Annotated in this window: 21 protein-coding genes; 9 read left to right on the forward strand and 12 right to left on the reverse strand. The window is 40.2% G+C overall.

Translation table 11 applies throughout. The features are described 5' to 3' along the window. Positions 1-2: 2 nt before the first annotated feature. The gene (locus tag ALE3EI_RS02945; RefSeq protein ID WP_186990681.1) at positions 3-1,493 is read left to right on the forward strand and encodes a M56 family metallopeptidase; all 1,491 of its coding nucleotides are present in this window, start codon (positions 3-5) and stop codon (positions 1,491-1,493) included. 200 nt (positions 1,494-1,693) lie between these two features. Here ALE3EI_RS02945 and ALE3EI_RS02950 read toward each other — a convergent pair whose 3' ends face one another. Beyond that, complete coding sequence (locus tag ALE3EI_RS02950; RefSeq protein WP_186990683.1) at positions 1,694-2,560, reverse strand: hypothetical protein; 867 nt, start codon at positions 2,558-2,560, stop codon at positions 1,694-1,696. 188 nt (positions 2,561-2,748) lie between these two features. On the opposite strand from ALE3EI_RS02950, the gene ALE3EI_RS02955 reads away from it, so the two are divergent. Both ALE3EI_RS02955 and ALE3EI_RS02960 read left to right on the forward strand, forming a co-directional pair. Beyond that, a complete protein-coding gene (locus ALE3EI_RS02955) occupies positions 2,749-3,849 on the forward strand; it encodes a DUF4407 domain-containing protein (RefSeq protein ID WP_186990685.1) in 1,101 nt (366 codons plus the stop codon). A 72-nt stretch (positions 3,850-3,921) separates the two neighbouring features. After that, positions 3,922-4,635, forward strand: coding sequence for a peptidoglycan DD-metalloendopeptidase family protein (locus ALE3EI_RS02960; protein WP_186990687.1), 714 nt, complete (start codon positions 3,922-3,924; stop codon positions 4,633-4,635). A 3-nt stretch (positions 4,636-4,638) separates the two neighbouring features. On the opposite strand, the gene ALE3EI_RS02965 is transcribed toward ALE3EI_RS02960, so the two are convergent. Next, positions 4,639-5,538 carry an ATP-grasp domain-containing protein gene (locus ALE3EI_RS02965; protein WP_186990689.1) on the reverse strand — a complete coding sequence of 300 codons (900 nt, stop codon included), beginning with the start codon at positions 5,536-5,538 and terminating at the stop codon, positions 4,639-4,641. 85 nt (positions 5,539-5,623) lie between these two features. Here ALE3EI_RS02965 and ALE3EI_RS02970 point away from each other — a divergent pair, with 85 nt between their 5' ends. Genes ALE3EI_RS02970 through ALE3EI_RS02980 form a run of 3 tightly spaced genes read left to right on the forward strand, consistent with a single transcriptional unit; the run spans position 5,624 to position 6,879 of the window. Then, positions 5,624-6,061, forward strand: a complete 438-nt coding sequence (locus ALE3EI_RS02970; protein WP_186990691.1) for a YybH family protein — start codon at positions 5,624-5,626, stop codon at positions 6,059-6,061. Positions 6,062-6,093: 32 nt separating this feature from the next. After that, positions 6,094-6,486 carry a DUF1801 domain-containing protein gene (locus tag ALE3EI_RS02975; protein WP_186990693.1) on the forward strand — a complete coding sequence of 131 codons (393 nt, stop codon included), beginning with the start codon at positions 6,094-6,096 and terminating at the stop codon, positions 6,484-6,486. A gap of 27 nt (positions 6,487-6,513) precedes the next feature. Further along, positions 6,514-6,879 carry a DUF2200 domain-containing protein gene (locus ALE3EI_RS02980; RefSeq protein ID WP_186990695.1) on the forward strand — a complete coding sequence of 122 codons (366 nt, stop codon included), beginning with the start codon at positions 6,514-6,516 and terminating at the stop codon, positions 6,877-6,879. Between the two features lie 29 nt (positions 6,880-6,908). On the opposite strand, the gene ALE3EI_RS02985 is transcribed toward ALE3EI_RS02980, so the two are convergent. From ALE3EI_RS02985 to ruvC, 6 genes are all read right to left on the reverse strand, one after another. After that, the gene (locus tag ALE3EI_RS02985; RefSeq protein ID WP_186990697.1) at positions 6,909-7,271 is read right to left on the reverse strand and encodes an MmcQ/YjbR family DNA-binding protein; all 363 of its coding nucleotides are present in this window, start codon (positions 7,269-7,271) and stop codon (positions 6,909-6,911) included. Between the two features lies 1 nt (position 7,272). Then, a complete protein-coding gene (locus tag ALE3EI_RS02990) occupies positions 7,273-8,214 on the reverse strand; it encodes a transglutaminase domain-containing protein (RefSeq protein ID WP_186990699.1) in 942 nt (313 codons plus the stop codon). 9 nt (positions 8,215-8,223) lie between these two features. Continuing rightward, positions 8,224-8,574, reverse strand: a complete 351-nt coding sequence (locus tag ALE3EI_RS02995; protein WP_186990701.1) for a DUF4260 domain-containing protein — start codon at positions 8,572-8,574, stop codon at positions 8,224-8,226. Further along, positions 8,575-9,321 (reverse strand): cyclase family protein, encoded by a 747-nt coding sequence (locus tag ALE3EI_RS03000; RefSeq protein ID WP_186990704.1) that lies wholly within the window; start codon positions 9,319-9,321, stop codon positions 8,575-8,577. 15 nt (positions 9,322-9,336) lie between these two features. Next, the gene (gene hemW / locus ALE3EI_RS03005; protein WP_186990706.1) at positions 9,337-10,467 is read right to left on the reverse strand and encodes a radical SAM family heme chaperone HemW; all 1,131 of its coding nucleotides are present in this window, start codon (positions 10,465-10,467) and stop codon (positions 9,337-9,339) included. Positions 10,468-10,727: 260 nt separating this feature from the next. Next, positions 10,728-11,285, reverse strand: a complete 558-nt coding sequence (ruvC, locus tag ALE3EI_RS03010; protein WP_186990708.1) for a crossover junction endodeoxyribonuclease RuvC — start codon at positions 11,283-11,285, stop codon at positions 10,728-10,730. Between the two features lie 70 nt (positions 11,286-11,355). On the opposite strand from ruvC, the gene ALE3EI_RS03015 reads away from it, so the two are divergent. The 3 genes from ALE3EI_RS03015 to ALE3EI_RS03025 are packed head-to-tail and all read left to right on the forward strand — an operon-like array spanning position 11,356 to position 14,368. Beyond that, positions 11,356-12,312 carry a hypothetical protein gene (locus tag ALE3EI_RS03015; protein WP_186990710.1) on the forward strand — a complete coding sequence of 319 codons (957 nt, stop codon included), beginning with the start codon at positions 11,356-11,358 and terminating at the stop codon, positions 12,310-12,312. After that, entirely contained in the window at positions 12,309-13,439 is a 1,131-nt protein-coding gene (locus ALE3EI_RS03020; protein WP_186990712.1) for a glycosyltransferase, read from the forward strand. The genes ALE3EI_RS03015 and ALE3EI_RS03020 overlap by 4 nt, the downstream gene beginning before the upstream one ends. Before the next feature lie 44 nt (positions 13,440-13,483). Beyond that, positions 13,484-14,368, forward strand: a complete 885-nt coding sequence (locus ALE3EI_RS03025; RefSeq protein WP_186990714.1) for a hypothetical protein — start codon at positions 13,484-13,486, stop codon at positions 14,366-14,368. Here the strand turns inward: ALE3EI_RS03025 and ALE3EI_RS03030 are convergent. The 4 genes from ALE3EI_RS03030 to ALE3EI_RS03045 all read right to left on the reverse strand — a co-directional run bounded on the left by ALE3EI_RS03030 (position 14,363) and on the right by ALE3EI_RS03045 (position 18,241). After that, positions 14,363-14,848 carry a hypothetical protein gene (locus ALE3EI_RS03030; protein WP_186990716.1) on the reverse strand — a complete coding sequence of 162 codons (486 nt, stop codon included), beginning with the start codon at positions 14,846-14,848 and terminating at the stop codon, positions 14,363-14,365. The two genes, ALE3EI_RS03025 and ALE3EI_RS03030, sit on opposite strands and share 6 nt — an antisense overlap. Before the next feature lie 111 nt (positions 14,849-14,959). Beyond that, complete coding sequence (locus tag ALE3EI_RS03035; protein WP_186990718.1) at positions 14,960-16,360, reverse strand: M56 family metallopeptidase; 1,401 nt, start codon at positions 16,358-16,360, stop codon at positions 14,960-14,962. Then, complete coding sequence (locus ALE3EI_RS03040) at positions 16,357-16,722, reverse strand: BlaI/MecI/CopY family transcriptional regulator (protein ID WP_186990720.1); 366 nt, start codon at positions 16,720-16,722, stop codon at positions 16,357-16,359. The genes ALE3EI_RS03035 and ALE3EI_RS03040 overlap by 4 nt, the downstream gene beginning before the upstream one ends. Before the next feature lie 10 nt (positions 16,723-16,732). Beyond that, positions 16,733-18,241 carry an alpha/beta hydrolase gene (locus tag ALE3EI_RS03045; protein ID WP_186990722.1) on the reverse strand — a complete coding sequence of 503 codons (1,509 nt, stop codon included), beginning with the start codon at positions 18,239-18,241 and terminating at the stop codon, positions 16,733-16,735. Positions 18,242-18,480: the final 239 nt, after the last annotated feature.

The raw sequence follows: 18,480 nt of genomic DNA on the forward strand, positions 1-18,480 counted from the left end.
TCATGGAACTCTATATACTAAAATCGGCCGCATGCCTAGCCATACTCTTCGTTTTTTACAAATTAGTGCTGGAACGGTCTACCATGCACTTCTTTAAACGAATATATCTACTGTCGGCATTAATAATTTCGATCATTTTTCCTTTAATCACATTTACAACCTATGTCACTGCTGCCGAAACAACCATCCCGGCTCCAAATCCGGAAGTTCTCGTTGAAGTAGCTTCAAACCAATTTTCAATATGGAACTATCTTCCTGTATTACTTTGGGGGATGTATTTCGCCGGTTTCCTTTTCTTTAGCATCAGATTTATTAGAAATCTCTTATCTATTTTTAACAAGATCAAAAATAACCCTGTTCGCAAGGAAAGAAATGTCTTTCATGTGTTATTGAGTAAATCGATTGTTCCTCATACCTTTTTCAGTTATATATTCTTGAATAAAACACAATATGACGCTAAGGAGATTCCCAAGGAGGTTTTACTTCATGAGCAAGCCCATGCCAGTGAAAAACACAGTGTAGACCTTATTTTTGCAGAACTCATCAAGCTGGTGTTTTGGTTTAATCCATTTATCTGGTTGTTTAAAAGTGCAATCAAGCTCAATCATGAATTTCTGGCCGATACCAGAGTACTCAAACACGGTATTAATCCGATTGATTACCAACAAAAACTGGTTGCATTTTCGACTGCCGGAGATCATCAAATAATCCAACACAATGCGTTGGCGAATGCAAACACCTATTCATTCATCAAAAAACGATTAACAGTTATGAAAACACGAACAACAAAAAGAGGCATGTGGCTACGAAGTCTGGTTATTTTACCATTACTGTCATTAATGCTTTTAAGTTTCAGCAATACAAGATACGTCGTAGTGAACCCCATCGGTGATATCAATCCGATATCGCAGCAAGACGACAAAAAGATCATACTTTATATAAAGAAAAAACAGATCTCCTTAAATGGTGAAGAGGTATCTGTACAAAATTTTGCCGCCAAGGTTGACGCAATCACCAAAAACTGGAGCGAAGCCGACTTACGGAATTTCCGCTGGGACATCATTCTCGAAAAAGCAGATGACGATGTGATCAACAAACTTCAAAAAGCATATACTACCACCCGACTGTACCGGTATAATCCAGAAAAGGCACCTTTTCCGCCACCACCGCCACCACCGCCACCACCTGCTTCCGATGCACCAAAGGCACCCAAAGTTGTAAAGGGCGTAAACGACAAGGACGATATGAATCCACCACCCCCACCTAAAGCTCCTATCGAAGTAAAACAGGGAGTTTACGAACTACCCTCTCCGCCACCACCCCCGGATCCGGATCCTATAAAATACATTGAGAACTTGGCAAAAGGAGGAGCTACCTTCTATTGGGGGCCGCATGAAGTGAGCAAAGAAGTAGCCATCAAAATGTTTAAAAAAAATAAGAATTTCGGAATTGACGCAAGCGAATTCCCCATTGTGCGTGTAGGTGGAGGATGATGCGACCTCTAACAGACTTTCAAAATATCAAGCTCCAGAAAATGGAGCTTGTTTTAGAATAAAAAAAGACGAACTGAAAATAAATCATCACGTTAATCAAATGAGAACAACGTCTTAATTTCTGCTTTATCAATGGACTGTGTCCTAGTCCGTGTATTGACAACCCAAAGGAAAATCATTCGTATAAATCTCTAATAGAATTACTGAGAAGTTAATCGATCGATCACCAGATCAAAATCCTTTATTTCTACGTCCCCTGGTTGTCCTCCCCCTGTAGTGGAATATGCCATTTCAACTATGGCTCCATTAGCTACAAAAGTATTTAACTGATACATTAGTATAGATTCACTTATATGATTGGATTCGCCCGATCCTCTTAGTAAAGGAATGGTTTTCTGATAAATGACAATAGGGGAAGCAGGCGTTCCGATATTAATTCTTAGAACAACATAAGAGTTGTTATTGTCAGGAATCGCATTACATTGAAATCGCATTAGGATGGAATCTCCTAGCGACAATGGAGTTAACTTATGATTGGTACTATTAAAGAACGACGTTGCAGCATATCCTTCCGGTGCATAAGCATCCAGCATAACATCTCCGTCGTTATTTTCAAAATTCATCAACAACTGTTCCCAGCCAATATTATTTGTAATATTGGCCGATGTTGCTCCAGTAATTACTTGACTGGTGTCCGAATCACGAAGCGCTACCCACCCTGTACGGCGAACGCCTCCGTCTTTTACCGACTTCCACTGAGTGCCGTCCCAATAATAAAATCCGGGACTCACGTCCTTACTCTGATTCAAATTATTCGAGTAATTGGTATTATAGACAAGAAGCCCTTCGTAAGAACTGTCAATTCCAGAAATGGTCATAGTATCATCTGTTGCAGACAAAGCCACCCGGTTTATTAGTATTCCGCTATTAGCGCCCTCAATTTGAAGTGAGGTTCCGGAAAGCAGATTGGTGGTTCCTATACCCACCTGAGCAAAACCAGAATAGATATTACTTATTAAAATAAACACAAAAATTGAAAATATTCGTACCATAAACTGTGCGCGCATAATATTCTTAAGTCGGCAAGATGCACATTTAATAGGCAAAAAGCAAATTTTAACACTTTTTAACACCAAATTTTACATATACTATAGAAAGAAATACTTTTCATTGATTAATCTGCTACAGTTCCCGCCTACAACAATTTATGGCGGAAATCGTTATATAAATTCATCAATCACCAAAACTAACAACTATGCTACAACGATTTTTTATCTTCTGCTCAGGCGCCGATACCGATATACTTGAAGAATGCGCTCCCGGCGAACGCACGAAATATGCCGGAATTGGGGCAACAGTTTTCTTTACAGCGGTTATGGCCACGATCGCAGCATCGTATGCGTTGTTCACCGTTTTTGATACGCTGTATACAGCTATTTTCTTCGGAATTATATGGGGATTCCTCATCTTTAATCTGGATAGATTCATTGTTTCTACCATTAAAAAAAGAAATAATTTTTTCGATGAGATCATTCAGGCATCCCCCCGAATTGCACTGGCCATCATCATCGCCATAGTGATCTCAAAACCACTTGAACTAAAAATATTTGAAAAAGAGATCAATCAGGTGCTGTTGGAAGAAAAGAACGATATGACCCTTGCCAACAAGGATCAACTGGCATTGCAATATACCCCAACTATTGAGGCCCTTAATTCAGAAATAGAAACCTTAAAGAACGAAATCACCTCTAAGGAAACCGAGGTGAACGCCTTATACGACACCTATATAGCCGAGGCTGAAGGGCGTGCCGGTACCGAAATTCTGGGAAAAGGTCCGGTGTATAAGGAAAAACGCGAAAAACACGATGCCGAATTAGCAGCCCTACAGGAGCTGCGGGCAAACAATGCCGCTAAGATAGAAGCAAGTGAAGCACAGATCGCATTACTGGCTGCAGAATATCAGACCAAGGTGGCCGAAACACAACCGGTGATCGACGGCTTCGACGGACTCATGGCACGGGTTAATGCATTGGGCAAACTTCCTCTCTTGCCATCCCTGTTTATATTTTTGCTGTTTCTCGCCATAGAAACCTCTCCTATCTTTGCAAAATTATTGTCGCCAAAGGGGGCCTACGACCTGAAGCTTGAAGAACAGGAAAGTGCTTTGAAGAGTTGGGTGAATCAGCAAAAAACTCAAAGAGAAGTACTGGTTACCACAGACCGCGATGTGAACAATCGTGTTTATGCCGATATAGCCGAAGAACAGGAGCTCTACGATTACAAGCGTAAAAAAGCCAGAGAGTTGATGCAAATGCAGGCAGATGCGTTCTATAAAAAACAAAAAAGCGTACTTTAGAGGGTAGTTAGTCTACGGACTTCCGACTTCCAACAACAACCCAAACACTCAATGTAACCAATCAAAGATCCTATGGGCTTTAGAGAATGGGCGATACAGAATCAGGTTTCGATAAGAAAAATGTTTCCTACGCTATCTTTTACCGAGATCATTGCACCCAATATGAGTGCTTCAGGAAAATTCTTTGAAGATGATCCGCAGCATGAAGATCTTGAAAAAGCAGCCCATCGGCTAAAAGACCTCGAACATCTGCATCCCGACGCCCTGTTTGCCAACGGTTATTTGGAGCAGCGTTCCTTTTACAACACCAAAGCCTACGAGCGACAGACTCCTGAGGGTATCGAATATCGGAATATTCATCTGGGCACCGATTTCTGGGTACCGGCGCAAACTCCGATTTACACGCCATACGACGGTAGAGTGGTCATTTCTCATGATAACAACTTTCACAAGGATTACGGTCCAACTTTAATTCTGGAACATCGAGTAGGTCAAAATCGATTCTACACCCTTTATGGTCATCTTTCAAGGGCTTCACTGGAACTTTCAAGGGTAAATAAGATCATCCTTCAGGGAGATCGTATCGGGTTTATAGGAGACGCTTCAGAAAATGGAAATTGGTTACCTCATTTACATTTTCAGCTCATTACCGAACTTCTCAACGAAACCGAAAACTATAATGGCGTCGCCTTTCCTTCAGAAATTGAACTCTGGAAAGAACGTTGTCCCGATCCCAATCTGATCTTTCAGGAATTCTTGCCATCCGCCGAGAACAATTCAGAATAATACTTAACGATCCTTCATCATTCGTACAATACCTTCAGCAAAATTATCTGCTGCAGGAGGATAATTCCGTATCCATAATTCGGGTTCAAAAATTTCCAGTTCAGAAAGCATCGGATTTCCTTGGGCGTCCCATATAAAATCTGCGCGACCGTAAGCCGGAAGGATCTCACAACACCCAAAAACCTTTTCGGCAAGTGAAATTTCATCGGGAGAAGGATCATAGTGATGTACCGTTCCGTCATAATCATCTTGAACTCTATAGTCCCCTTCTTTCGCTCGCTTAACAATGGCATGCGTATAGGTTCCGTTAAAAACCATTAATGACGACTCTCCCATACTGGTGATAGTCTCCTGATACTCTTGCACCAACATATCTCTTTCTCTCACGAGCTTACGAAACAACGCCTCATTTTCGGCAAGTTCATCGGCCATAATTTTATACGTAAGGTAGGCTCCACCCCCTATATTGGGCTTGATCACGATCGTCTTCCATTGTTGTGTTCTGGCAATTTCGGTTAAAGAGCGAAAAGCACCTTTTTTTACAAAGACAGTCGGAACTATAGGAATGCCTTGTTGCTGAAGGTCTTCTAGATATTGTTTATCTACATTCCATCGTATGAGTGATAACGGATTAATGAGTTGTGTTTGTGTCGATACCTTTTCCATCCACGGACCAAATTCATCGTATCTATGAAAATAATCCCAAACCGTTCTAAACACCACAGCTTTGGTATTTCTCCAGGCATAATTTGGGTCATCCCAGGGAATTCGGGTAACCGACAATCCCTTTTTCTCGAGAGCTCCTCTTAAAAGCTCGTATTCATCCAAAATATTCTGGATATATGGAGTGATGTGTGCAGCTTCAAAATAGGGCTTTGCGGTAACAATAGTGACGTCGACCATCTTCAGGAATTGAAGCTGAAAGTTAATAGAATTATTTCTAATTCATTATAAAACCCGTTATCTTTAAAAACCAAAATTTGGAATTATGAAACATCTCCTGCTCCTATTATTTTTGTTGTCCACTGTTCATGTAGCTACAGCTCAAAATTCACTTACTGAAGACCGAAAAGCCATACTGGAGGTTATGAAAACTCAGGAAAAAGCCTGGTCTCAAAACGATCTGGAGGGATTTATGCAAGGATACTGGAAAAGTGATTCATTAAAATTTTACGGAAGTTCGGGAATAACCTACGGCTGGGAACAAACGCTTGCGAACTATAAAAAAGGGTATCCAACCAAAGAGTACTCCGGTACGTTAAGCTTTAAGTTACACGACATTTCTAAAATAGAGAATAACAGCTATTGGGTCATGGGGGAATATTTTCTGAAACGTTCTGTAGGTGATGCTAATGGAATTTTTATGATCATCTTTAAAAAGATAGACGGCGAGTGGAAGATCGTTGCCGATATGTCCTGCGGATAAAAAATGCTGAAAAACTAAAAAACATAATTCAAATGAACGCCGAAATTCAAGCCTATAACGACAACATGGAATTGGAAGATAAAAAGATCTGCAATGCGCTTGCCGTGCAAATTGACCATCTTTTAGGAGAAGCAGATTCCAAGATATGGCATGCTCATCCGGTATGGTTTTTAGACGAAAATCCCATAGTAGGATACAGCAAGCAAAAGGACGGTATTCGGTTAATGTTTTGGAGTGGAGCCGATTTCGGGGAAGATGACCTCATAGTAAAAGGTAAAAAATTCAAGGATGCTTCTGTTTTCTACACATCAGTTTCAGAAATCGACGAGGGGAAATTAGAACGGTGGCTCAATAAATCCCGGGACATTCAATGGGACTATAAAAATATAGTGAAAAGAAAGGGCAAATTAGAACGGCTCAAATAATAAAATAATCCGTAAAATAGAAAGTGTATGAAGGTGACAAGTGAGCATAATGAGCGTATGGCAAAATTGACCTTTGCGTCGGTCTATCCGCATTACCTAACCAAGGTTGAAAAGAAAGGAAGAACTAAAGAGGAATTACATCGGGTCATAGAATGGCTAACAGACTATGACGATAAAAAAATTGAGGCACTCATTAAAGAAAAAGTCACTTTCGAGGAGTTCTTTCGCGATGCAAAGCTACATCCCAATGCCCATCTCATCAAGGGGGTGATCTGCGGATACAGAATTGAAGATATCGATAATGCGTTAACCCAACAAGTTCGCTATTTAGATAAGTTGGTGGATGAATTAGCGAAGGGTCGTAAAATGGAGAAGATCTTGCGTGAAGCTTAGTTTTTCAGGAAAATAAAAACCACATCGGTTTATTCCATTGCCGCAAGTTCGGCTTTTAGTTTTTTGGTAAGACCTTCCACCACCAATTCATAAGAATGATCGATCAATTCAAGTATAAGTTCATGGGGTACATTAGCGTCGATCACAACCGTATTCCACAACAATTTACTCATATGATAGCCGGGCGTGATGAGTTCGTGATACTGTTCGCGTAGTTCTATGGATCGTTCGGGGTCACATTTTAAATTCACTCTGGCCGGGATATGCTCTAGCCCGGTTAGTGCAAACATCTTTCCCATTACTTTAAAAACCAGTGTTTTTTCATCGAAGGGAAACGATTCGGTCACTCCTTTCTTTGACAAACAATAGTCGCGAAACTGTTCAATATTCATATTATTTTATTTTATAACCCAATGCCGGTTTATCGTCAAAATAAATAAGTAGTTGTCGCTGACCGAGTTCCAGTGGCACCTTAAAGGTGGTCATTCCATTTATTTCTTCGGAAGAAACAACCATTTTTTCAAACCCATATGAATACGAAATTTGAGTCGTTATCGGGATCTTAAGACTAAACATTATATCACCCATAACAGCTTGAGAATCTATGATTCCCGAAGCCGGTGTTTCTATGGCATCCAAGGGCATTTGGTCAACAAGAATAAGCGGCCAGGCTGCAAAGAGTTCTCTGGAAAGCTGTTCATTTAACAAAGCATCCTCATATTGTGCCGGATAGTGGTTTTTAATCAGTAATTCCGGTGGAGTTTTATAATAGAAATAGTTGGGTTCCTTTATAAATTTATCCCGATATTTTCCGGCTCCCCAGGTGGCATCAAAAAGAAATGACCTTCCGTCGATCACGATCACATTCCACATGTGAACCGTTCGAAAAGGACGGCCAATATCATCAAAATTTGTTTTAATATCCCCGCGAACCAGATAATTGGGAATCCCCTGCAATTCACACAGTCGCTCCAGCAGCATCGCATAACCTTCACACACCGCAACTCCTTTTTGAAGTGTTCTCTCTATGATGGATTTCCGTGTTTTTTCTTCTTTCTGATTGCGCTCTCTGTAATTTTTAAACTTAAAGTTAAACATCTTATACTCATCGGGATCGTAGGCGATATTCTTTATCATCCAGCTGTACATGGCCCTTACTTTGTCGTCATCTGTTTCAAAATCGCGGGAAATAAATCTAGAAAGATCTTCAGGAGTATCGAAACGTTCGGGATACAGCTGAATAACGGCATCTACATGTTGATAATCCTGCGCCGTTGCACAGTAGAACACTTGCAAAAACAATACATATAAAAGCAGAGTTGCTGTTTTACTCATACGTTCAAATTATTCTCCAATAGTACCTAAGTGGGTATGTTTAAATCCTGTAGGATATTTAAGTCCGTAGCCAAAGACCCTATCCATTGCCGCATGTGAAAACAAGATTATTCCTGCCAGTATAACGGTGTTAAGAGCCAAAAAATATCCCAAAACCAGCACGGCAAGGGCGATTGCTTTGTGATGGAGGAGGTTATAGGTGAAGGCACCCATTCTTTTATTTATAAAATACCCTAACATTCCAATATCCGGTGTTAAGAGTAATAGTGGAAATAACCACCATGCATAGTTGGTTTCAGAAAATAATACGATTCCAAATACGAACATTGCAAGCTCTTCAATCTTTAGAGAGGTTTTCATTTATTCAATTTTATATAATACAGGTTTACTGGGACTGGCATCGTTGCAAAAAGGTGCGATCTGTAAATTAAGGAGATAGCTCCCGTCCTTAATATGATCGTCCACAAAAATAAATTCCGTGATGGTGGCGTGCATTCTGGGCGCTTCAGGATAATTCCAAAAGGCCTTGTGTGCCAACAATTGTCCCCCATCCTTTTCACGGTCTACCGAAGGCAGATCGATTAGAATATGATCGATGCCATTGTCATGTATGAATTTAGCCGCTGCTTCAGAAAGATATGGCCAATTGGTATTATTAAAATTCCGGGATCTTTTTTCTTCTCCGTTAGGAAGCGTTCTTATCACTAAAGCTTCAGGGTTCTTCCCATTAAGTGCGGCTGCGATCTGTTTTTCTGAAATTACCCGGTCTTCATCCTCCATTTCCGGTTCCAGGGTGATCACTTCGGCCAAAAAGAAAAAGCTTTTGAGCGATTCATTTACCGAGTATACTTCCGAAGAAATATGCCCCACACATTCGGTATGTGTTCCATGGGCATGCGGATTAAAAATAATGGTGTTAAAATTTACATCGGCGCCAAGACTAACCTTGCCCACCCAATCGCCTATGGTTACCGGCTCAATAAGTGGTTTTTCCAGATACCATGCCAACGGATTGTCATTGGTATCACTCAACGGAATTGAAATATCCAGAGGTTTGGAGAGATCCACCGCTATCGTTTGGTCTTGTATTTTGATTTTAGCACGCATTAGTTACAAATTAGCTCAGTCTAAATTTACTAAGAATAAATCAGCTGCAATTCCATCAGAAAAAAACTTTCCTTTTAAGGAAACACTAAGTGTATCATTTTCCAGCTTCAGTTTCCCCGAATTAAGATGTGGTTTGGCCTGTTGAAGCAAATATTCTTTTTTTTCTATTCCGAAATTAGCCTCGATCTTTTCAAGTGACACCCCCCATTTGGTGCGTAAACCCGTCATAATATATTCGTTAAACTTGTCGGTTTCTGAAAGTATCTCCCGCTCCAGAGGTAGGATACCCTGTCTAATGGCAGCCAAATACTTGGCGTTATTGCTCACATTCCAGCTACGGGACCTTACATCGAAACTGTGTGCCGAAGGACCAACACCCAAATAAGGCTTACCCTGCCAATAGGCTGTATTGTTTCTGGCATAATAACCCGGTTTACCAAAATTTGAAAACTCGTAATTCTCATATCCGGCAGCGGCGGTCATATCGAGCAGTTTATAAAAATGCTGCGCAGCCATTTCTTCATCTACGGGCGCGACAACCCCTTTTCTTATAAATTGTTCGAGTGCAGTTCGAGGCTCCACGGTAAGTGCATAGCAGGAAAGGTGAGGAACGTTCAAATCAAAAGCCATCTGAAGGTTCTGTACCCATCGGTTAGTATCCATGCCGGGTATTCCATAGATCAGGTCGATACTTATATTATCGAAATGCTTACCGGCAAGTAGGATGCATTCCTTCGCTTCGGAAGCGTTGTGCGCGCGATTCATGAGGTTGAGATCGACTTCAAAAAAAGATTGTACGCCAATGCTCAACCTGTTGATCCCCGATTTAGCCAGATCTAGGATGCTGTCATTGTTTAAGTCGTCTGGATTAGCTTCAAGTGTGATCTCTGGGGATTCAGAAACATTGAAGTTTTCAAAGACAGTATTTAAAAGCAGGTCAATTTCATTGGAAGATAATAAACTGGGTGTTCCTCCACCAAAGTATATGGTTTCCACCACATCGATCACTTCATCTTTCCGTAGGATGATCTCTTTACAAATTGCCTCAACCAAGGCTTCCTTGTTCTTTAAGGTCGTAGAAAAATGGAAATCACAGTAATGACAAGCCTGTTTGCAGAAAGGAATATGAATATAGATACCGCTCAATGAATAGAATAGGATTTAGTATTTAGTGTTTGGTCGATGGTTTTTTGGTATGGATCGTTAGACTTTGGTCAGTTTCATACTCCGAAGCTACAGCGCAGAGCATCTATCTTCCTATTAAAGAATCTAGATCCAAGACCTAAGGTTTTTCATTTTTTATTATGAATAAAATTAAGTTCACAACTCCATTTTCCAACCTCTCTTCTTCCGACTTCCGACTTCCGACTTCCGACTTCTGACTTCTGACTTCCGACTTCAATTAATCACTTATCCACCCTACCTTCATTCTGTTTTACAAAGGCATCCCAGCCCGTATAGCTCTTCCCGGCGTCGATCTTTCCGGCATTGTAAAAATGACAAACCGCAGCCGCAAGTCCGTCGGTACTATCCAGATTTTTTGGTAATTCCTTTAATTGAAGTAAGCTCTGAAGCATTTTCGCAACCTGTTCTTTACTCGCATTTCCATTTCCGGTTATAGCCATCTTTATTTTCTTCGGAGAATATTCGGTGATGGGTATCTGTCGTGAAAGTCCGGCCGCCATTGCCACACCCTGTGCTCTTCCTAACTTAAGCATCGATTGAACATTCTTCCCAAAGAAAGGTGCTTCTATGGCAATCTCATCGGGATGATGGTGATCTATTAGCGCTATGGTACGCTCAAAAATATATTTCAACCTAACGTAATGATCATCATATTTAGAAAGTTTTAATTCATTAAGCTGCATAAAATGCATCTTCTTTCCAACCACTTTTATAAGTCCGAAACCCATGATAGTGGTTCCGGGGTCAATTCCTAAAATGATCTTTTCGTTGATACTCATTATTGTTTGGGATTACTTCGCTATTGCCGAAAACGCACAAAAATGCAAAACTTTTCCTACATTCGTTCTTATGATCTCGCTTTCACACAAAGCTAAACAATATCTTACTACAGCCGTAAAAGTATTTATTCTGGCGGTGACCTTTATGTACATTTACCAAAAACTTTCGGGAGATGAAACAATCAATGCTTCCGATTTCTTTGCTGTAATTCTAAGTAAAAGCCTGATCTCATTCCCTTCTCTGTTCATTATTCTTTTATTAGCATTGGCGAACTGGACCTTCGAAATTCTGAAATGGAAGACTGTAGCAGCTGTTGTAGAACCTATTTCTCTTAAAACTGCTGCAAAGCAAAGTCTGGCATCCCTTACAGTATCATTGCCTACTCCCAACCGAATTGGAGACTACGGAGCCAAGGCACTATTTTTTGAAGCCTCACATCGTAAAAAGATTATGACACTCAATTTTTTTTCGAATGGCGCTCAAATGCTAATTACACTCATTTTAGGAATTGTTGGTCTTTGCCTGCTAATTTCCCGTTTCGAAATTTCTATTGCGCCTTTTAAACTCTTCCTGTTTTGCTTGGTGATCTTGATCCTTGGCATTGCAGGGTATTTTTTTAAGGAAAAGGAATTGCTTATTAAAGGGCTGTCAATTTCAAAAGTTACCCGATATATCAAGAATCTCCCTTTGGAAGTAAAATTAAAAGTAGTCCTGTTCTCTTTCTGCAGATATTTAATTTTCAGTTATATGTTTCTGAAAGTGATGCGATTTTTTGAAGCCGATATCGCTATGTCTCAAGCCATACCGTTGCTCTTTAGCATGTATCTACTGGTTTCCGTAGTGCCGTCTTTTTTTATTTTCGATGTGATTGTTCGCGGAGGAGTCGCTGTCTGGTTGTTCTCACTTCTAAACATCCCCGACCTTACCGTGCTTTCGACCGTTATGGTAATGTGGATCCTTAATTTTGCCGTTCCGGCAATTTTAGGCAGTTTTTACGTTGTAACCTATAAACCTACTAGTACATGATCATTCTAACAGCCTTATTTCTAGCTGCATATTTGTTGGTAATTATTCCGTTGTGGATAGGAAACGATTCCCTGCCGGAATATTCCTCGGAAGGAAAAGAACCTGAAATTGCGTTTAGTGTAATCATTCCGTTTAGAAATGAGGCCGAACAATTACCATTTCTTCTGAAATCTCTTATAAAATTGGAATATCCTTCCAATCTCTTTGAACTGATCTTCGTAGATGATGATTCTACAGACGACTCTGCAGCCATCATTTCGGAAGCTCTTTCACACACGAATCTTCAATTCAGCGTCATCGCGAACCAACACAATTCCGGATCGCCGAAGAAAGATGCTATTAGAGCTGCCATAATTGCGTCAACTTCAGATTGGATCCTCACAACAGATGCCGATTGTATAGTGCCTCCGCAGTGGTTGTTAGTATATTCCAATTATATTGAAACTACAAACGGGGTTTTGATAGCAGGCCCGGTTGATTATTTATCGAATAAATCACTCCTCCACAATTTTCAACGTTTGGACGGGTGGAGTCTGCAGCTAACCGCCATGGGTAGTTTCGGACTTGATGCCCCCTTACTTTGTAACGGAGCAAATCTTGCCTATAAGAAGGAAGCGTTTCAGGCGGTACATGGCTTCACGGGGAACGACCATATTGCGAGTGGAGATGACGTTTTTATACTTCAGAAGTTAAAGAAGCAATATCCTGAGAGTATTCAGTATTTAAAATCTGAAGATGCCATAGTATGCACGCGTCCTGAAAATTCCTGGAGGGACGTGGTTATTCAAAGAATTCGTTGGGCATCCAAGATAGGTGGACAAAAGGAATGGCGCGCAGTAGTGATAGGCATAGTATTATTTACGACAAATGTCTATCTGTTATTATTACCCGTATTATTTATCATTGCCCCACACAAGTGGCTTGCTTTTCTCTTGTACTTTCTATTAAAATTCATCGTAGATGCACTTTTTTTGAATAAGGCCTGTAACTTCTTTAAGGGAGAACATCTGGCCGGCGAATTTTTAATGAGTTTTTTAATCTATCCTGTTGTCACTACAGTTGCTGGTATAGGCAGCTTGTTGGGAAAATACAGTTGGAAGGGAAGAACCTTTAAAAAACAAACCTAAATTGAATTAATTTTTTACCTTTAACCTAACTAAATCAAGCCCTTATGAAAACCCTACTTTCATTTTGTGTCTTTGCGCTCCTACTTTTTGTGGCGCCGTTAAACGCTCAAAAGCAATATACCGTGGACGGGCAATCCTATACCCTTAAAACCGAAGTGGATGGTCCAATTACGCTGTTATGGAATTCCATAGACGGTGAATATCGCTATTTTGTTCAGAAAGGAAGTGCCATCACCGAATTAAAAAATTCCCGTATGAATGGCCAGTATCAGCAAGAATATAAGGAATCGCTAAAACTCCTCACTGCCGACCAACAGATGAGTACCGACAATGTAAAACTCACGCGTGCCGGGTTAAAGAGTTTTGTGAGTGAATACAACAAAAAGGCAGATCCCAATTTTAATAATGAAACTTCCTCCATATTACTAAAAACCAGACTTGGAGTTTTTGGAGGTATTTCAAATAGTATTTTTACAGAGAATCCAAACAACAGTCTTTTACCTGTAGCTGGTCTCGATCTGGAAGTGATCGATGAAGTCAAACTGCGACGTCATTCGGTTGTCGTGCGATTTAAACAAACATTTCAGGCTTCAGATTATAAATATTCGGCTTCCCAGTTTTCATTGAATTACCGCTTTAAATTCGTAAAGCAGCAAACCTTCGATATTTTCGTAAATACTAAATTTGTTGCCTATACCTACTCCAAAAGAGAAGATTTTGTTGTCATCGACCCTGTTACCAATGAAGTTACGCTTGAGAGTAGTTCGGGAGGTGACCTTAGCGCTCCGGCCACTTTTGGCCTGGGTGCCGATATCGCCTTGGGCAACGGCTTTTTAATTCTGAATTACAACGATATAGTTGGAATTGGAGTAGATAGCAACGGCGAATTTCCGGTTGATTTCACTGTGGGTTATAAATTTAATTTATAGGTCGGTAGTTGCGATCACTATAGGCAATCTGAAGGTCGTTCTGACCGGAATTCCGCGTTTATAGGCTGGTGCCAGAGGCTGCAGAGAATCTACACTGGAGTACAGCCAGTTCTCCAAATCGGGAAATTGATCTATCACAAGAGAGTCAATCGCTATATTAGTTATAAATAATTGAGCGCTTTTGTCAACGGTAAAATCCAATTCTATGGTATCGTTAAGATCCTGTCTGGCTGTAATATTCCTACGGCTAAGAGTGTGATATAAATGTGCGGTTAGTGTATGCTCGAAGCAGTATTTCTGTTCTGCTTTTTCTGTCATTTCCTCACAATCGGGAAAGGTGGGGTATTGATCTACATCCTTCCAGTTTATGGCTTTGACCTCTTCTTCATAAAAAGTTTCGGTCGAGATCCTTTCAGTTTCAAAAAACTGACATGATGTCGCCAGTAACCCCATAAAGACTAAAAAACCGAATTTCTTCATTCTAATTAACATACCTGCCGAAAAGTACAAATTTAAACCGAATGAAACGATTGGCATACAAAAAGCCGAAGTGATTTAAACTTCGGCTTTTACTCTATTGGCGATTCTTGATCATTCTTCTATTTCAAAAACAATAGGGACCGAATAGATCACAGATACTTTTTTCCCTTCATGTTCTCCGGGTATCATTTTTGGTATTTTTGAGATCACCCTAATGGCTTCAGCTTCCAGGGAAGCATGGGCTGCCCGTGCGCGAATATCGACCACCTCGCCGTTTTTATCAATTTTAAACTGAACCGCGATCTTCTGTCTGCCCGAAAGGTTCTTTTCGTTGGCCAATTTCACATTGAATTCATTACCTATTAACGCATTGATTTTCTTTGCCATGCATTTTTTTAGAGCTTCGGCATCTCCGGTACAGTCGGGAAAAGTTGGTGGGGTTTGAATGGCAAAGAACGGAACTGCATCTCCATCGCCTTTTTCTTCAAAATGAACCTCCTTTCCTCCTGCTTCGGCGGTTAAACGACGTAGTTCTTCAAGAGCTGCCGCTTCTTCTTTAGTTACATTTCCCTTTGCGGCGATAGATTCCTTTAATTGCTCAATATTCCTAATAATGTCGCTGCTTTCCCCAGCAGTATTGCTTTCAGCGCCTTCATTAGAACAAGAGCTATATAATAACATGGCACCTACCACCGGAATTAAAAGGAGGTAACGCAATTGTACGATCTTTTTTGATCTTGATTTTTGTAACATAACGATTCGATTTTTGATTAATGAATGATTGAAAAATGTATTGACAAAGGAAAAGGTATCGGTGTTAAAAACCTGCGATAGCAATTCCTCATAGTAGGTCGATCTATCTTTTTGCGCGACAACCTTGGCATCTGCTATATATTCCTGAAGGAGGACCATTCGTTTCTGATACACATAAATAAGCGGATTAAACCAGCAGACGATTCGCAACAATTCAAACCAAAGTAGATCGAGTGAATGTCGCTCGGCGATATGAATTTTTTCATGCTGAAGGATGCTCTCTTTTTTTGCTTCGGAAAGATCTGCACCCAAAAAAACCGTGTTTAAAAAGGTAAAGGCCACATCGGTACCGGGTAACTGAACCACTTCAAAATCCTCAAGCCTGAACTGTTCTCCCGAACGCTTCAATTTCAGTATTCTGAATAGTTTATACATAAATATCACTGAAGCCACAACAATCCCTAGATACCAGATATATTCCCATTGAAAACTGAAGATATTTTCCACAGCTGAAGCAGATGCAGAAATTTCTTTTGTCTTTTCAGAAATGAAAACCGCAGGTAATTCGACCATAAAATTTTCCGGAATGGCCCGTTGAAACGCCGGAACCTTAATTAACGGCAATACAAAACTGAGCAAAGGTGTGAGTACCAAATAAAGCCGATTTGCATTAAAGAATGTTTCCCGCTTTAAAAACAAGTCGTATACTGCCAAAAAAAGCAACTGAAATACGAGTAATTGCAAAATATAGTGTGTCATGACTTTTTACTTTTATCGACCTCTTTTAAAATAGATTCCAGTTCGCCTATGCTTAGGTCATTCTTTTTCATAAAGAAGGATACCATACTTTTAAATGAACCCTGAAAATAACCGTCCACAAGCTTGTTTATAGATTCGTTGCTGTATTCGGTCTTTAAGACCTTGGGAAAATAAATATGGCCTCGGCCTTCTTTACGGTAATCCACGAATCCTTTATTTTCGAGTATTCGAATGATGGTGGAAACCGTATTATAAGCCGGTTTAGGTTTGGGCAGTTCCTCGATCACTGCGGCTACATTACCCTCACCAAGATCCCACAGCACCTGCATGATGTCTTCCTCCGCTTTTGTAAGTTGTTTCATTTGTATTTATTTAATATTCTAATATTCCTATTTGTCGTAACCACGCAATTTTATCATCTGCGTATCCTGTACTTATTTCGTACTCGGGAGTCATAAAGGAGTGATTTGATCTGTTATAAATGATCACTTTAACCAAAGACTTATCCTTTACAGCTTCATAAAAATTCTGAATGCTTTTCGTGGGGTATACCCGTTCATCATTTTCACCATATTGTAATAGCACCGGACAGGTAATATTTTTGGCTTCGGCAGCTATTCGGTCGTTAGTGATATCCTCACTTCTCGGTGCTCCGGGTACAGTGAGAAGATCGGGAGGTAGGAAGCCCCTTTCGTATTTTTTTCGGAAAGAGTTTGCTTTTTCTATTACGTTAGGATCGATAGTTCCGGCAATGATGTTGCCGTAATACGCATTCCAGAGCAATCCAATTTCGATATTGTCTTCCTCGGTAACACCTAAATTTCGATGGTAGTTGCTCATGGCGTATAACTGACCTTCCCGCATCGTCATAATTGGGGCAGCGGTTGCGTTTACAAATGCAATATCCTGTAGATCCATAGCCATCATGATCGCCAAACGACCCCCTTCACTAGGACCGTGAACGCCTACCTGTTTAGGGTCAACCTTGGGATGATTCTGAAGGAATTTGAAAAGCTGTTTATACTGCTCGTTTTTTTCTTCAAAGGTTTGCAGCCGAAAATTCCCGGGTCCTTTTGATTTTCCATTCCCCGATTTGTCAAAAATAAGACTTGCCATACCGTAGGCAGCAAAAAAACGGGCTTCGTATTCGTAATTATCCATGCCCGTCGCACCTCCTCCGGGCAGGACCAGACATGCAGGAGTCTTTACTTCGGAAGGCGGCAAAAACAGTTTGGCGTACAAGGTATCATTTGCCACGGGGATCCATAATTCTTCAACCGTTATTGGCGGTATTCTGTTTAAAGTATTGGTATTCCCGAAACGATCTGAAATTGTAACTTGCTGAAAGTTATCTGAATCCTGTTTTTCAAATGTCCAACGTTCCCCGGAAGCAGTCCAGAATGTGTTAGTGCCTATTCGTTTTAGCGATTTTGTTCGTTCGCTAAAAGGAGACATCCCAAGAAAACTCTCCCCTGCTTTATAGAGAATTGCTCTTCTTTCCCGGGAATCACTGTAAACCCCAGTATATTGAAGTGTTTCCTGTTTTGTAGGACTTTCCAATTGTTCCCATAATAGTATCTCCTCACTGCCTCCTTGTGTATGAAGCACACCTAATAGTGTATTGTTATTTGTAACTGTTGAAAAATTCCAGGTTGCTACACCTCTTTCCAAGAACCAGTCGCCTTTAAGAACCGCCGATTTATCAATTTGATATAATTTATCCCCATCCAGATATGGCAGCGAAACCTCGCAGATTTTTTCAGTACAGTTAATTTTTAGATAGTGATACGAGTCTCTGTAGAATATCTCGCCAATATAAGTCTGTGCCGTGCTAGTACCGAACAATAAAAATAGTATAAGGAATATAAAACCGGCTTTCATGAATTTAGAATAACAAATTAATTCTGTAAATATAACTAAAAAATTAGTTTAAACTAATTTTTTAGTTATAAATAGATGTTTCAGTCCTATATGGAGGAATAAAGTAGCCTTTATGAGCGTTGCTTTCAAAATCCAAGAAAATCATTTTAACATTAATCTGTCCGTATCTTTAATATATAATGTTTTTCATCGATTATTTTTGTCTTTTATCGATTTTAGTGATACTTTTCGGATGAATT

Origin of the sequence: Constantimarinum furrinae, from assembly GCF_014295415.1 — a bacterium.
GTDB classification, from domain to species: domain Bacteria; phylum Bacteroidota; class Bacteroidia; order Flavobacteriales; family Flavobacteriaceae; genus Constantimarinum; species Constantimarinum furrinae.